The 14,761-nt window shown below is 70.2% G+C and carries 10 protein-coding genes; all 10 read right to left on the bottom strand.

Features of this window, described 5'->3' with window-relative positions; genetic code table 11:
• Positions 1–110 precede the first annotated feature (110 nt).
• Positions 111–752, bottom strand: coding sequence for a hypothetical protein (locus ACFWY6_RS21990; RefSeq protein WP_384692887.1), 642 nt, complete (start codon positions 750–752; stop codon positions 111–113).
• 35 nt (positions 753–787) lie between these two features.
• Positions 788–1,390, bottom strand: a complete 603-nt coding sequence (locus ACFWY6_RS21995; RefSeq protein WP_384692889.1) for a GNAT family N-acetyltransferase — start codon at positions 1,388–1,390, stop codon at positions 788–790.
• Positions 1,359–3,698 carry an MMPL family transporter gene (locus ACFWY6_RS22000; RefSeq protein WP_384692892.1) on the bottom strand — a complete coding sequence of 780 codons (2,340 nt, stop codon included), beginning with the start codon at positions 3,696–3,698 and terminating at the stop codon, positions 1,359–1,361. Before ACFWY6_RS22000 ends, ACFWY6_RS21995 begins: the two co-directional genes overlap by 32 nt.
• Positions 3,699–3,935: 237 nt before the next feature.
• Entirely contained in the window at positions 3,936–6,038 is a 2,103-nt protein-coding gene (locus ACFWY6_RS22005; RefSeq protein WP_384692895.1) for a phosphocholine-specific phospholipase C, read from the bottom strand.
• 225 nt (positions 6,039–6,263) lie between these two features.
• Positions 6,264–7,775: an Asp-tRNA(Asn)/Glu-tRNA(Gln) amidotransferase subunit GatB gene (gene gatB, locus ACFWY6_RS22010; protein ID WP_384692897.1), complete on the bottom strand. Its 1,512-nt coding sequence runs from the start codon at positions 7,773–7,775 to the stop codon at positions 6,264–6,266.
• 16 nt (positions 7,776–7,791) lie between these two features.
• Positions 7,792–8,025 carry a hypothetical protein gene (locus ACFWY6_RS22015; protein WP_324769591.1) on the bottom strand — a complete coding sequence of 78 codons (234 nt, stop codon included), beginning with the start codon at positions 8,023–8,025 and terminating at the stop codon, positions 7,792–7,794.
• 5 nt (positions 8,026–8,030) lie between these two features.
• Positions 8,031–9,536 carry an Asp-tRNA(Asn)/Glu-tRNA(Gln) amidotransferase subunit GatA gene (gene gatA / locus ACFWY6_RS22020; protein WP_384692946.1) on the bottom strand — a complete coding sequence of 502 codons (1,506 nt, stop codon included), beginning with the start codon at positions 9,534–9,536 and terminating at the stop codon, positions 8,031–8,033.
• The gene (gatC, locus tag ACFWY6_RS22025; protein WP_010984178.1) at positions 9,536–9,832 is read right to left on the bottom strand and encodes an Asp-tRNA(Asn)/Glu-tRNA(Gln) amidotransferase subunit GatC; all 297 of its coding nucleotides are present in this window, start codon (positions 9,830–9,832) and stop codon (positions 9,536–9,538) included. Before gatC ends, gatA begins: the two co-directional genes overlap by 1 nt.
• A 120-nt stretch (positions 9,833–9,952) precedes the next feature.
• Complete coding sequence (locus tag ACFWY6_RS22030; RefSeq protein WP_384692900.1) at positions 9,953–12,355, bottom strand: putative bifunctional diguanylate cyclase/phosphodiesterase; 2,403 nt, start codon at positions 12,353–12,355, stop codon at positions 9,953–9,955.
• Between the two features lie 201 nt (positions 12,356–12,556).
• Entirely contained in the window at positions 12,557–14,740 is a 2,184-nt protein-coding gene (gene ligA, locus ACFWY6_RS22035) for an NAD-dependent DNA ligase LigA (RefSeq protein ID WP_384692903.1), read from the bottom strand.
• Positions 14,741–14,761 lie beyond the last annotated feature (21 nt).

Here is a 14,761-nt window from a genome sequence, read left to right on the forward strand (position 1 = left end):
GCGGCTGCTTTTTTTTTTAAAACCCCCGGGGGCTTGGGGGGGGGGGGGGGGCCATGGGGCCCCCCCCCCCCATACCCCCCCCCGCTACCGTCTGAGGCCCCCCACTACCGTCAACTCGCCGACGGCAGCCCGTAGATCAGGTCCGAGTACTTGGCGATCGCGAGCAGCAGGCCGATGACGCCGAGGGCGACTCCCGCCCAGGCCACCGACTTGATCCACGGCGCCTGCTCCTGGTCGGGTGCGCCGAACGCGGGCCTGACCAGGACGACGAACCCGACGACAAGGGCGGCGAGCGCGAAGGCTCCGGCTATCAGCGCCGTGACCTGCCAGGAGTCGCCGTACAGGGCCTGGATCTGGTCGGCGACGCTCGCCGACTGCTTGGTCTCCAGCTGCCCCACGATGTTCGAGCGTGCCGCGGCGACCGTGCCGAGCCAGCCGCCGGACAGGCCGATCACACCGAGAGCGGCGGAGACGACGGCCGCGGCACCCTGGAAGACGCCACTGGACTTGGCCGGAGCGACCTCGTCGGCCTCGTCGACCATGTCGAGCTCATCGGCGTCGTCGGCCTCCTCGGACGCGGCGCCCTCAGACGCGGCGCTCTTCTCCACGTCAGAAGCGGCGCTCTTCTCCACATCCACCTTGGCGCCGTCCGTGGTGTCCGCGGCCTCCTGCTCAGTGGCCGCGTCGGCCTCCGGCTCTGCGGGCTTTGCGGCCGACTCGGCCGCGGTCTCGTCCTCAGTCTTGGTTCCCATGCCCCGCACCGTACGGACGGAGTCTGAGAAGTTTCTTAACGCGTCGCGGCCCCGCAGGACGAGGCCCCGGCGCCCTGCGCGTCGCGGGCCTCGCGCGCCTTCCGCCACTCCGGCGCGAGCACCGACCACACCTCCATGTCGTGCCGCACTCCCTGCCAGGGGAAGCTCTCACGGAGCACGCCGTCCTTGGTCATGCCCAGGCGCTTGGCGAGCGCGATGCTGCGGTGGTTCGCGGAGGACGCCATCCACTCCACGCGGTGCATGCCGCGCTCGTAGACCGCCCAGTCGATGAGGATCCGCGCCGCCTTGGAGATCAGGCCGCGGCCCGTCGCCGAGGGTTCGAGCCAGACCCCGACCTCGCAGGACTCCGTGGCGGTGTCGAAGATCCGGAACAGGACGCCGCCGACGAGCGTGCCGTCGAGCCAGATTCCGTAGAGGCGGCCGGTGTCGGCGGCCTGCTTGTCGGCGTACGCCTGGAGCCGCTCGCGCGCCGATACGACGTCCGTCACGAGTGCGGTCAGCGGCACCCAGGGGCCCGCGAAGTCACGCGCCCGCTCGATGTGGCCGAGGAACTCCTCCGCCTGCCACGGCTCGATGGGCCGCAGTTCAGCGCCCTCGCCCAGCGATATCCCGAACATCCTGCTCCTTCGGCCGACCCGGTGCGGATTCCGACGCGGACCCGTCCGCGGACCCGTCCGAGCGCTCGCCGTGCGAGCCCCGCTGTCCGGGGATATCCGCGACCTCCGCAATCTCCGCGATCTCCGCGATCTTTTCACGCACGTCGGCCGGATTCGAACGAGATTCCTGGGGCTCGATGCTGATGCGCGGCAGCCACCGGTCGAGGCCGCGCGGCAGCCACCAGTTGGCGCCGCCCAGCATGTGCATGAGCGCCGGCACAAGGAGCGTACGGAGCACGAACGCGTCGAGCGCGACCGCGGCGGCGAGGCCGATGCCGAACATCGCTATGACCCGGTCGCCGCTCAGGACGAAGGCCAGGAACACCGAGATCATGATCACGGCCGCCGAGTTGATCACCCGGCTCGTCTCGGCGAGGCCGACCCGGACTGCCCGCCGGTTGTCGCCGGTCTCCAGCCACTCCTCGTACATCCGGCTGACCAGGAAGACCTGGTAGTCCATGGAGAGCCCGAAGAGGACGGACACCATGATCACGGGCAGGAAGGGTTCGATGGGGCCCGCCGAGCCCAGGCCGAGCAGCTCGCTCCCCCAGCCCCACTGGAAGATCGCGACGACGACCCCGAAGGCGGAAGCCACGGCGGCCACATTCATCGCGGCGGCCTTCAGCGGAATGCCGATCGAGCGGAAGGCCAGCAGGAGCAGGATGCAGCCAAGGCCGATCACCACCCCCACGAAGAGCGGCAGCTTGCCGACGATGATCTCCGCGAAGTCGTCGTAGCTCGCGGTGACGCCGCCGACGTGCACATCGAGCGAGGTGCCGGTCTCGGCCCTCGGCAGCACGTCGTCACGGAGCCGGTCGACCAGGTCGCTGGTCCGCTCGGACTGCGGGGACGAATCCGGTACGACGGTGAGGAAGGCGGCCGTGCCGTCCGCGTCGTACGTGACGGGGCTGACGGATGCGACGCCCTTGGTCCCCTCGAGAGTGGAGCCGAGGTTGTCGACGGCGAGCCGGTCGCCCGCCGTCTGTACGTCGGTGACCAGGGTCAGCGGGCCGTTCACGCCGGGCCCGAAGCCGTCGGCGAGCAGGTCGTAGGCCTGCCGTGTGGTGGCCGTCGCCGGGTTGTTCCCCTGGTCGGATGTGCCCAGGTGCAGGGAGAGCGTGGGCAGCGCGAGCACCGCCATGACGGCGATGGCGACGACGCCGAGCAGCTTGGGGTGCCGCTCCACGAAGGCGGACCAGCGGGCGGCGAACCCGGTCGGCAGCTCCGGGGCGGGGCCGTGCTCGGCGAGGCGGCGCCGCTCGCGGCGGCTGAGCGCGCGCGGCCCTATCCACGCGAGGAGGGCCGGAAGCAGGGTCACCGATGCGGCGACGGTGAGGAGCACGGTCAGCGAGGCGGCGATCGCGACGCCGTTGAGGAAGCTGAGCCGCAGGATGAGCATGCCGAGGAGCGCGATGCACACGGTGGCGCCCGCGAAGACGACCGCGCGCCCGGTGGTGGCGACCGCGCGTTCGGCGGCGACGGCCACCGGCAGGCCCTGCTTGAGGCCCTTGCGGTGTCTGGTCACGATGAACAGCGCGTAGTCGATGCCGACGCCGAGCCCTATCAGGGTGCCCAGCATCGGTGCGAAGTCCGCGACGGTCATGAAGTGGCCGAGCAGCACTATGCCCGCGTACGCCGTGCCCACCGAGACCAGGGCGGTGGCGATGGGCAGGATCGACGCGGCGAGCGAGCCGAAGGCGAGGAAGAGCACGACGGCGGCCACGGCGACACCGACGATCTCGGCGGTCTGGGCGCCCTTGGACTCGGTTAGGCCGACGGCGGTGCCGCCGAGCTCGACGTCGAGGCCGTCCGTCTCGGCGGCCTTCGCGGTGTCGACGAGGGCCTGTGCGTCCGCCTTGTCGATGGCGTCGGCCTGCTCGTGGAAGGTGACGGTCGCGTACGCGATGTGCCCGTCGGAGCTGATCTGGGCGGCGCCCTGCCCGGTGTACGGGCTGATCACGGACGCCACGGCGGGCATCTCGGAGATCTTGTCGAGGGCGCCGGTCATCGACTGCTCGACGGCGGCCGCGCGCACCGATGTGCCCGCGTCGGTCTTCCAGACGACGGTGTCGCTGTCGCCGCCGAGGCCGTCGAAACCCTGGTTCAGGAGCTCGGTCGCACGGCCCGACTCGGTGCCGGGCACCTCGTAATTGTTCGAGTACGCGGATCCGGCGACGGCCGCGGCGGTCGCGGCACCGCCGAGGGCCACGAGCCACAGCAGTACTGCGAGGAGACGGTGCTTGACGCACCACCGTGCGAGTGCTGCCACTGACTGGCTCCCTGGGATGGTTCGTGGATCTTTACCGGGAACAGCCGTGAATAAAACGAACAGCCAGCAAAGAACGCATGAGCGGTGACATAAGCACCGCAGTCACCTTGGCAGCCCGGGGAGATCTTTTGTCCCTTTCGTGGCGATGCTCACAAGGGCGCGCGGAGCGCACGGGAGCCCCATGGGAGCCCCCGTCCGCCCTCACGCCCCCGTGATGTCAGCGGAGACCAGCTGCTGTCAGCCCGATACGCTCGCGCGCCCGTTCTCGATGTGCCCCATGAGCCGCCGCCGGAAGGCCGGCTCGCCCGCCGCCGTGATCTCGACGTCGTACCAGCCGTGCTCGTCACCGGTCGGCCAGGCGACGGTGCGGCTGCTGCCCGCCTTCACCCGGACGGTCCGCGTCCGCGACCTGACGTCCGCCTCGTCGACGTATCCGAGCGGCTTCACCGTGAAGACCAGCGCCTCGCGGCCCCGATTGCCCAGGGTGAGGTGGATCTCGCGGCGGGTGATCGCGGAGGCGAGCTGCGCGCCGCCGTCCTTGCCGCCCGCGAACTCGCGCCGGAAGCCGTTCGGCCCGGTGACCGTGAAGGCGTACGCGTCCTTGGCGACCGGCACGGTCCAAGATCCCTCACGTACGACGTCCTGGTGGAGCGGGGTCTTGAACTCGTCGGCGTACGGATAGAGCGCGAAGTGCGCGCTGGAGCTGCCGCCGTTGCGAAGGCGCACCGTGAGAGCACCGCTCTCGCCCGGCTTCACGTCCGCGTCGGGCTGGTACGGCAGCGGGCGGGCGCGCCGGCTGCCCGGCTCCTGGACCGGCATGGACTGCTTCAGGGGCGGCTGCGGGGCCCAGCGGCCGCTGAACTCCGGGATGGCGCCGGGCTGCTCGACGTCGGGCTGCCGGTGGCCGCGCCTGAAGTCGAAGGCGCCGGTGAGATCGCCGGTGACCTTGCGGCGCCAGGCGCTGATGTTGGGCTCCTTCACGCCGGTCCACTTCTCCAGGAAGCGCACCACGGAGGTGTGGTCGAAGACCTCGGAGCAGACATAGCCGCCGACGGTCCACGGCGAGACGACGAGCATCGGCACGCGCACGCCGAGCCCGGTCGGGCGGCCCTCCCAGCGCTCTTCCTTGTCCTCGGCGGAATCGGTGCCGGGCACGGGCGGCGGGACGTGGTCGAAGAAGCCGTCGTTCTCGTCGTAGTTGACGAAGACGGCGGTGCGGCGCCACACCTCGGGGTGCGAGGCGAGCGCGTCGAGGACCTTGTAGACGATGGTCGCGCTGTGGATCGGCGAGGAGACGCTGGGGTGCTCGGAGTCCAGCGCGGACGGCACCAGATAGCTGACCTTCGGGAGCTTGCCGTCCGCGACGTCCTTGGCGAACGCCTCGGCGAGCTTCCCCGTCGGCACGCGCCGCAGGCCGCGCTCGAAGAGCGACTTCTCCGCCTTGGTGAGGGTGGCGACGCCCTCCTCAAGGGTGGCGAGCAGCTTCTCGCGCTCGGCGTCGTCCTTGGCGTCGCGGACCTTGGCGTAGAAGGCCTCCATGAACGTGAGGCCGGCCTTGGCGAGTACCTTCTTGGCGATCGCCTTGAAGGTGGTGAAGAACTCGATCTGGTTGTCGGTGAAGTTCTCCCACTCCGTGTACGTCTGCCAGCTCACGCCCGCCTTCTCCAAGCGCTCGGCGTACGTCCCCCAGTCGTAGCCGGGGTGCTTGCCCTCGTCGTACGCGTCGTTCTCCACGGCCCGCTTGCCGTTCGCCTCATATCCCGTCCTGCCGCTCCACAGGTGGTTGCGGTTGGGGCTCGTGGAGGTGTGGATGGAGGAGTGGTAGGCGTCGCAGACGGTGAAGGTGTCGGCGAGTTCGTAGTGCAGCGGGATGTCCTCGCGCGTGTAGTACGCCATGCAGGCCGCCGTCTTGGCGGTGATCCAGCCGTCCATCCAGCCGTCGTGCCAGGCCTTGGCGCCGCCGCTCCAGGAGTGGTCGAGGGCGCCGATGTACTGCAGGTCCTTCTTCTGCGCCGCGGCGGCCTCGCGGACCGGGAAGGGCAGGATGGTGCGCAGCACGCCGGGCTGCTCGAACACGCTCTTGCCGCCGGGCAGTTGGACGGCGTTGCGGTCACCGAAGCCGCGTACGCCGCGCAGGGCCCCGAAGTAGTGGTCGAAGGACCGGTTCTCCTGCATCAGGATGACGACGTGCTCGATCGAGTCGAGACCGCCGCCGCCCTTGGGCCGGTCCTGCGCCAATGCCTGCTGCAACGACGGGGGCAGGAAGGATCCGACGGCGGCGGCACCGAGCGCGCCACCGCCGACCGCCATCAGCCGCCTGCGCGATATCTCCGGGGACACGTACGACCTCCAGTCGACGGCCAATGGTTCTCCGCTGATCCATTGGCTTGCTCGGCTGGGACGGTAGCGACGTCTGGTTTCGGTGTGAAGACCGCGGACGGAAGTGGGGGTGAACACACGTAGGGGCGGTACGCCAACCGGCGTGCCGCCCCTACGTGTTCGTACCCGAAGGGTCTTCGTACCCGAAGGGTCTTCGTACCCGGAGGGTCTTCGTACCCGGAGGGCCTAGCCCTCCACGCCCAGCTTCTCCAGGATCAGCTCCTTGACGCGTGCCGCGTCCGCCTGACCCCGCGTCGCCTTCATGACGGCACCGACCAGCGCGCCGACCGCCTGGACCTTGCCGCCGCGGATCTTGTCCGCGATCGCCGCGTTCCCTGCGATGGCCTCGTCGACGGCAGTCGTCAGCGCGCCCTCGTCCGAGACGACCTTCAGGCCGCGCTTCTCGACGACCTCGTCCGGCGTGCCCTCGCCGCCGAGGACGCCCTCGAAGACCTGGCGCGCCAGCTTGTCGTTCAGGTCGCCCTTGGCGACGAGCTCGGCGACCCGGGCGACCTGCGCGGGCGTGACCGGCAGCTCCTCCAGGCTCTTGCCCGACTCGTTGGCGTTACGGGCCAGTTCGCCCATCCACCACTTGCGGGCCGCGGCGGAGTCCGCGCCGGCCTCGATCGTGGCGACGATCGAGTCGACCGCGCCCGCGTTGAGGATCGACTGCATGTCGTGCTCGCTGACGCCCCACTCCTCGCGGAGACGGTTGCGGCGCACGCGCGGCATCTCGGGGAGTCCGGCGCGCAGTTCCTCGACCCACTCACGGGCCGGGGCGACGGGGACGAGGTCGGGCTCCGGGAAGTACCGGTAGTCCTCCGCGTTGTCCTTGATGCGGCCGGACGTCGTGGAGCCGTCTTCCTCGTGGAAGTGCCGGGTCTCCTGGACGATCGTGCCGCCGCCGTTCAGGACGGCCGCGTGGCGCTGGATCTCGAAGCGGGCCGCACGCTCCACGGAACGGAGCGAGTTGACGTTCTTCGTCTCCGAGCGCGTACCGAACTCCTCGCGCCCGTGCGGCCGCAGCGACAGGTTCACGTCGCAGCGCATCTGGCCCTTGTCCATCCGGGCCTCGGACACGTCGAGCGCCTTGATGACCTCGCGCAGCTCGGCGACGTACGCCTTGGCGACCTCGGGGGCCCGCTCGCCCGCGCCCTCGATCGGCTTGGTGACGATCTCGATGAGCGGGATGCCGGCGCGGTTGTAGTCCAGGAGGGAGTGCGATGCGCCGTGGATACGGCCCGTCGCGCCGCCCACGTGCGTGGACTTGCCGGTGTCCTCCTCCATGTGGGCGCGCTCGATCTCCACGCGGAAGATCTCGCCGTCCTCCAGCTGGACGTCCAGATAGCCGTTGAAGGCGATCGGCTCGTCGTACTGAGAGGTCTGGAAGTTCTTCGGCATGTCCGGATAGAAGTAGTTCTTCCGGGCGAAGCGGCACCACTCGGCGATCTCGCAGTTCAGCGCGAGGCCGATCTTGATCGCGGACTCGACGCCGATTTCGTTGACCACCGGCAGGGCGCCGGGCAGGCCGAGACAGGTCGGGCAGGTCTGGCTGTTGGCGTCCTGCTTGAGCTCGGTGGAGCAGCCGCAGAACATCTTCGTCTTGGTGCCGAGCTCGACATGGACTTCGAGGCCCATGACGGGGTCGTACGTCGCGAGGGCTTCCTCGTACGACACCAGGTCAGTCGTGACAGTCACGGTGAAACTTTCCCTCTCAGCCCAGCAGGACGTCGTCGTCGCCCAGGCGCTTGAGCTCCCGGTAGAGGATCGCCAGGCCGGTAGCGATGGCGGCGGCGGACACGGCGGCGTCGATGAGACGCAGGGTGTCGTTTTCGTTGCGTGCGAGCTTCGCCTGCTTCGCGACGCTGATCGCGCCGAAGGCGGTGCTGGCCAGCGAGACATAGACGCCGGTCTTGGACTTCTTGAAGTTCTTGGCCTTCTTTGCCATGGCACTCACAGCGACGGAGCCTCCTCAAGCAGCGGGTGGCCCCACTTTTCCACGAAGGCGGCCTCTACGGCAGCGCCCACCTTGTACAGGCGGTCGTCCTTCATGGCGGGGGCGATGATCTGCAGCCCGACGGGCAGGCCGTCCTCCGGCGCGAGGCCGCAGGGCAGCGACATGGCGGCGTTGCCCGCCATGTTCGACGGGATGGTGCACACGTCCGCGAGGTACATCGCCATCGGGTCGTCGGCGCGCTCGCCGATCGGGAAGGCGGTGGTCGGCGTCGCGGGCGAGACGATCACGTCGACCTGCTCGAAGGCCTTCTCGAAGTCCTTCGTGATCAGGGTGCGGACCTTCTGGGCGCTGCCGTAGTACGCGTCGTAGTAGCCGGAGCTCAGGGCGTACGTGCCCAGGATGACGCGGCGCTTGACCTCGTCGCCGAAGCCGGCCTCGCGGGTCAGCGCGGTGACGTCCTCGGCGGACTTCGTGCCGTCGTCGCCGACGCGCAGGCCGTAGCGCATGGCGTCGAAGCGGGCCAGGTTGGACGAGCACTCGCTCGGCGCGATCAGGTAGTACGCGGAGAGCGCCAGGTCGAAGGACGGGCAGTCAAGCTCGACGATCTCGGCGCCGAGCTCCTTGAGCAGGGCGACCGACTCCTGGAAGCGCTGGACGACACCGGCCTGGTAGCCCTCGCCCGCGAACTGCTTCACGACACCGACGCGCATGCCCTGTACGGAGCCGTTGCGCGCCGCCTCGACGACCGGCGGGACCGGGGCGTCGACGGACGTCGAGTCGAGCACGTCGTGCCCGGCGATGGCCTCGTGAAGGAGCGCGGCGTCCAGGACCGTGCGGGCGCAGGGGCCGCCCTGGTCGAGGGAGGACGAGAAGGCGACCATGCCGTAGCGGGACACGCCGCCGTAGGTGGGCTTGACGCCGACCGTGCCGGTGACGGCCGCGGGCTGGCGGATGGAGCCGCCGGTGTCCGTGCCGATGGCGAGCGGGGCCTCGTAGGAGGCGAGGGCGGCGGAGGAGCCGCCGCCGGAGCCGCCGGGGATGCGGGTGAGGTCCCACGGGTTGCCGGTGGGGCCGTACGCGCTGTTCTCCGTCGACGACCCCATGGCGAACTCGTCCATGTTGGTCTTGCCGAGGATGACGACGTCGGCTTCCTTCAGCTTGCGCGTGAGGGTCGCGTCGTACGGCGGGATCCAGCCCTCGAGGATCTTGGAACCGGCCGTGGTCGGTACGCCCTCGGTGGTGAAGATGTCCTTGAGCGCGAGCGGGACGCCGGCCAGCGGGCCGAGCTTCTCGCCGTTGGCGCGCTTGGCGTCGACGGCCGCGGCCTGCTTCAGCGCACCCTCGCGGTCGACGTGCAGGAAGGCGTGCACCTTCTCGTCGACGGCCTCGATACGGGCCAGGTGGGCCTCGGTGACCTCGACCGCGGTGAGCTCGCCGGCGGCGATCTTCGACGCGATCTCGGCGGCCGTGAGCTTGATGATGTTGCTGTCCGTCATGGTGATTAGTCCTCCCCCAGGATCTGCGGCACCTTGAAACGCTGCTGCTCCTGGGCCGGGGCGCCCGAGAGCGCCTGCTCGGGGGTGAGCGACGGACGGACCTCGTCCGCGCGCATGACGTTCGTCAGCGGCAGCGGGTGCGAGGTCGGCGGTACGTCTTGGTCGGCGACCTCGGAGACGCGGGCGACCGCGCCGATGATGTCGTCGAGCTGTCCGGCGAAGTGGTCGAGCTCCTCGGCCTTCAGCTCCAGACGTGCAAGGCGGGCGAGGTGGGCGACCTCCTCGCGCGTGATGCCAGGCATGCGGCGATCCTCAGGGGTGAGTGTGCGGTTTGTGGCCCAATCCTATGGGGCCACACCCCATGCCCGTGAAACGGATTCCCCGGCAGGGTCCCCACGAGGTCCCGGCAAGGTCCCCGCGGGCTACTTCGCGATGTCCGCGCCGGCCTCCGCCGCCGCCTGTTCCTCCGCCGCCTGTTCCTCCGCCGCGATGTCCACGGGGCGGCGCCAGCCGCGGGGCCCGCGCGCCTGCAGCCATGCCGTCGTCTCGCCGGCCGGCATCGCCGCGGCCACCAGCCAGCCCTGTACGGCGTCGCAGCCCAGGTCCCGCAGGCGCTCCCATGTCTCGTCGTCCTCGACGCCCTCGGCGACCACGAGGAGGCCGAGGGAGTGCGCGAGGTCGACGGTGCAGCGGACGATCTCCGCGTCCTCGTTGTCCACGGCCAGGCGGGCCACGAACGAGCGGTCGATCTTGAGCTCGCTCACGGGCAGCCGCCGCAGGTGCACCAGGGACGAGTACCCCGTACCGAAGTCGTCGAGGGACATCTTCACGCCGTGGCCCGTCAGTCCTGCCAGGGTGTCCGCCGCCCGCTGCGGGTCCTCGAGCAGTACGTGCTCCGTTATCTCCAGCTGCAGCGCCCCCGCGGGGACCCCGTGCCGGGCCAGGCGCGCGGCGACCGCGCCGGCGAAACCGGGGGTGTGCACGTCGCGCGGCGACACATTGACCGCGACCGGGACCTTCAGGCCCATGGCCTGCCACTTCGCGACCTGCCCGAGCGCCGTCTCCAGGACGTACTCCGTCAGGTGCGGCATGAGCCCCGACGACTCGGCGATGGCGATGAACTCGTCCGGCGGCACCTTCCCGCGCTCCGGGTGCACCCACCGCACCAGCGCTTCGAGCCCCGCGACCTTGCCGTCGAAGCGGACCTTGGGCTGGTAGTGCAGCTCGACGTCACCGGCGTCCAGGGCGCGCCGCAGATCGCCCAACAGGCCCAGGCGGTCAGGGGTGTTGGAGTCCCGCTTGGACTCGTACACCTCAACGCCCGTGCGGTCGCGCTTGGCCTGGTACATCGCGACGTCCGCGCGGCGAAGCAGACCCTCCGCGTCGAGCGCGTGGTCGGGGAAGACGGCGAGGCCCGCGCTGGCCTCAAGGACCAGGGTCAGGCCGTCCAGATCGAGGGGTGAGCCGAGCGCCGCGACCAGGTTGCGGGCCACGCGGGTGGCCGACGTCGTGGAGTCGGCGACCGGGAGCAGTACGGCGAACTCGTCACCGCCGAGCCGTGCGGCCTCCGCGCCGCGCGGCAGGGCGAGCCGGAGCCGGTCGGCGATCTGCAACAGCAGCCGGTCGCCCGCGAGATGACCGAGGGTGTCGTTCACCGAACGGAAGCGGTCCATGTCGATCAGCATCAGGGCGGACCGCGCCCCGATCCGCTCGGCATCGTCCAGGGCCGTCCAGGTGCGCTCCAACAGCCACTGCCGGTTGGGCAGTCCGGTGAGCGGGTCACGCAGCTGCTCCTCGGCCCTGGCGCGGGCGATCCACAGCGTCGAGTCGAGCGCGACCAGGGGGATCGCGAAGAGCGGCAGGAGAAGCGGCGTCGACGCGGCGACCACACAGATCAGCGGGGCGATGCCGAGCAGCGCGACGCCGACGAGGCCCTGGCGGACCAGGGCGGTGCGGGTGACCGTCGGCAGTGTGCCGGTGCTCGGCGCGTGGACGTACCACAACAGGACGCGGGTGACGACGAGATAGGCGACGGCGGCCAGCGCGACCTTGGGCGCCGAGTACACGTCCCAGGTCTCGGGCAGCCAGGGCGACTCCGCCGTCGGCACCGTGCCGAACGCGGCCATGGCGAGGGCGCCCGCGCCGATGCCGAGGATGTCGACCGCGCCGTGCAAGATGCCCTGGCGCCAGCGGTGGCGGCGCGCGACACCGACCAGGACGACGACGGTGAGGCTGACCATCCCGGCGGGCAGCCAGCCGTAGAGCAGCAGGACGGCGACGGTGAGCGCGCCGCCCGAGCCGGTGCCGCCCCACCAGCGGTCGCGGCCGAGCGCGACGAGATGACCGACGATCAGGCCCGTCAGGACGGCGAGGGACCAGCCGACGGTGCCGGAGGGGAACAGTGCGTGGCGCCCGGTGAACGCGTGGAAGAAGCCCGCGCCGAGCACCACGGCGGCCGTCGTCACCACGGCGACCGGAAGGACCGGCCAGCGGTCGCCCGAAGTACGGTCCGCGCCCTGTGCGTCGGCGCCCCGCCACGACTGCTCACGCCAGCCGCCGCGGCCGGCCTCTCCCGCGTCCTGGCCCGCCGTGTCCCGGGCGCACTCGCCCGCGTTGGACCGTCCGGCGGAGCCGACCTCCTGGGTGGTGCAACCGGCGACCGTGCTCCACGCCCGTTCACGTCGCTCGACCGTGGTGTCCGGCGCGGCGGCGCGGCCGCTCTCCGCCTCGCGCGGCGTCCGGCGTCTGCTCAACCACGCGCCCGGCCCGCGCCGCAGGCGCGCGCGCAGCCGGGAGTCCGGGGCGGCGCTCTCGGTCGGTTCCATTCCCGTCCCTCTCACAGCCGGCGGTGCACACGCCACGTGGACTCGGTCCAGCGGTCAGCCGCGTCTGAATGCCACGGCAGGCGCACACCTCAACAGTAGGCCGCAGAAGGCTTCCACGGGCAGCTGTCCACAACGGTTGCCCGAATGCGACCCGGCCACCCGTATGCATCTGGTATGCGCTGAACGGGTGGCCTTCAACCGCTACTCCTCGGTCGGAAGCGCGACTTCCTTCGCCGCGTCCGGTCCCTGTTCCAGCAGGACGGCGAAGCCTTCCTCGTTGAGAACCGGAACCTTCAGTTGCATGGCCTTGTCGTACTTGGATCCCGGGTTGTCGCCGACGACGACGAATGCCGTCTTCTTCGAAACGGAACCGGTCACCTTCGCACCCAGGGTCTGCAGCGCATCTTTTGCGCCATCCCGCGTGTGGTTCTCAAGGGTTCCGGTGACGACAACGGTGAGACCTTCCAGCGGGCGCGGTCCTTCGTCTTCTCCCCCGCCCTCTTCCTCCATACGGACCCCGGCCGCCCGCCACTTGCGCAGGATCTCCCGGTGCCACTCCTCCTCGAACCACTGCTTGAGGGAGGCCGCGATGGTCGGCCCGACCCCCTCGACGGCGGCAAGCTCCTCCTCCGTGGCCTGCTCGATCCGGTCGATCGACCGGAACTCGCGGGCCAGTGCCTCCGCCGCGACCGGTCCGACGTGACGGATCGACAGGCCCGTGATGATGCGGGCCAGCGGGCGCTCCTTGGCCGCCGCGATGTTCTCCAGCATCGACACGGCGTTCTTCTTCGCCTCGCCCTGCTGGTTGGCGAAGACCGTGGCGACCTTCTCCTCGCCGGTCTTCGGGTCGCGCTTGGGCAGTCCGCTGTCCTGGTCGAGTACGTACGCCTTGATGGGCAGAAGCCGCTCGATGGTGAGGTCGAAGAGGTCGCCCTCGTCGAGGATCGGCGGCTCGGACGGCTCAAGGGGCTTGGTGAGGGCGGCCGCCGCCACGTATCCGAAGTTCTCGATGTCCAGGCACTTGCGTCCCGCCAGGTAGAACAGGCGCTCGCGCAACTGGGCCGGGCAGGACCGGGCGTTGGGGCAGCGGAGGTCGATGTCGCCCTCCTTCATGGGCCGCAGCGGCGTCCCGCACTCGGGGCACTCGGCGGGCATCACGAACTCCCGCTCCGTGCCGTCGCGCAGGTCGACGACCGGGCCGAGGATCTCCGGGATGACGTCGCCCGCCTTGCGCAGGACGACCGTGTCCCCGATGAAGACGCCCTTCTTCTTCACCACGTCCTGGTTGTGCAGCGTCGCGAACTCGACCTCGGATCCGGCGACGGTGACCGGCTCCACCTGCGCGTACGGAGTGACGCGGCCGGTGCGGCCGACGCCCACGCGGATGTTGACCAGCTTGGTGTTGACCTCTTCCGGCGCGTACTTCCAGGCGATCGCCCAGCGCGGGGCGCGCGAGGTCGAGCCGAGGCGGCCCTGGAGCGGGATCTCGTCCAGCTTGACGACGACGCCGTCGATCTCGTGCTCCACGGAGTGGCGGTTCTCTCCGAAGTACGCGATGAACTCCCGTACGCCGTCGAGGCCTTGGACCACCTTGTTGTGCTGGGCGGTGGGCAGGCCCCAGCCGTGCAGGAGCTCATAGGCGTGGCTGAGGCAGTCGATGTCGAAGCCGTCGCGGGCGCCGATGCCGTGCACCACCATGTGCAGCGGGCGGGTGGCGGTGACTCTGGGGTCCTTCTGGCGCAGTGAACCGGCCGCCGCGTTGCGCGGGTTGGCGAAGGGCTTGTCGCCCGCCTCGACCAGGCGGGCATTCAGTTCCTCGAACTTCTCCATGGGGAAGAAGACCTCGCCGCGGATCTCGACGAGGGCGGGGATGTTGTCGCCCTTGAGGCGGTCGGGGATGTCCGCGATCGTGCGGACGTTCGGCGTGATGTCCTCGCCGACCCGGCCGTCGCCGCGCGTCGCCGCGCGGGTGAGCTTCCCGTCCTCGTACGTGAGGTTCACGGCGAGGCCGTCGATCTTCAGCTCGCACAGGAAGTGGTGGTCGCTGGTGCCGACGTCCTTGGCGACGCGCTCGGCCCAGGCGGCGAGCTCCTCGTCGTCGAAGGCGTTGTCCAGGGAGAGCATGCGCTCGCGGTGCTCCACCGACGTGAAGTCGGTCTCGTAGGCCCCGGAGACCTTCTGGGTGGGCGAATCGGGCGTACGAAGCTCCGCGTACTGCTCCTCCAGGGCCTCGAGCGAGCGAAGGAGCTTGTCGAACTCGGCGTCGCTGACGACCGGTTGGTCGTTCACGTAGTACCGGAAGCGGTGCTCCTCGATCTGTTCGGCCAGCTGGGCGTGCTGATCCCGTGCCTCGGCGGGCACAGAGCCTTGCTGTTCGACAGCCACCGTTTCGTCCTCCCGTTACGT

The sequence above is a fragment of the Streptomyces sp. NPDC059037 genome (assembly GCF_042740015.1).
GTDB lineage: Bacteria > Actinomycetota > Actinomycetes > Streptomycetales > Streptomycetaceae > Streptomyces.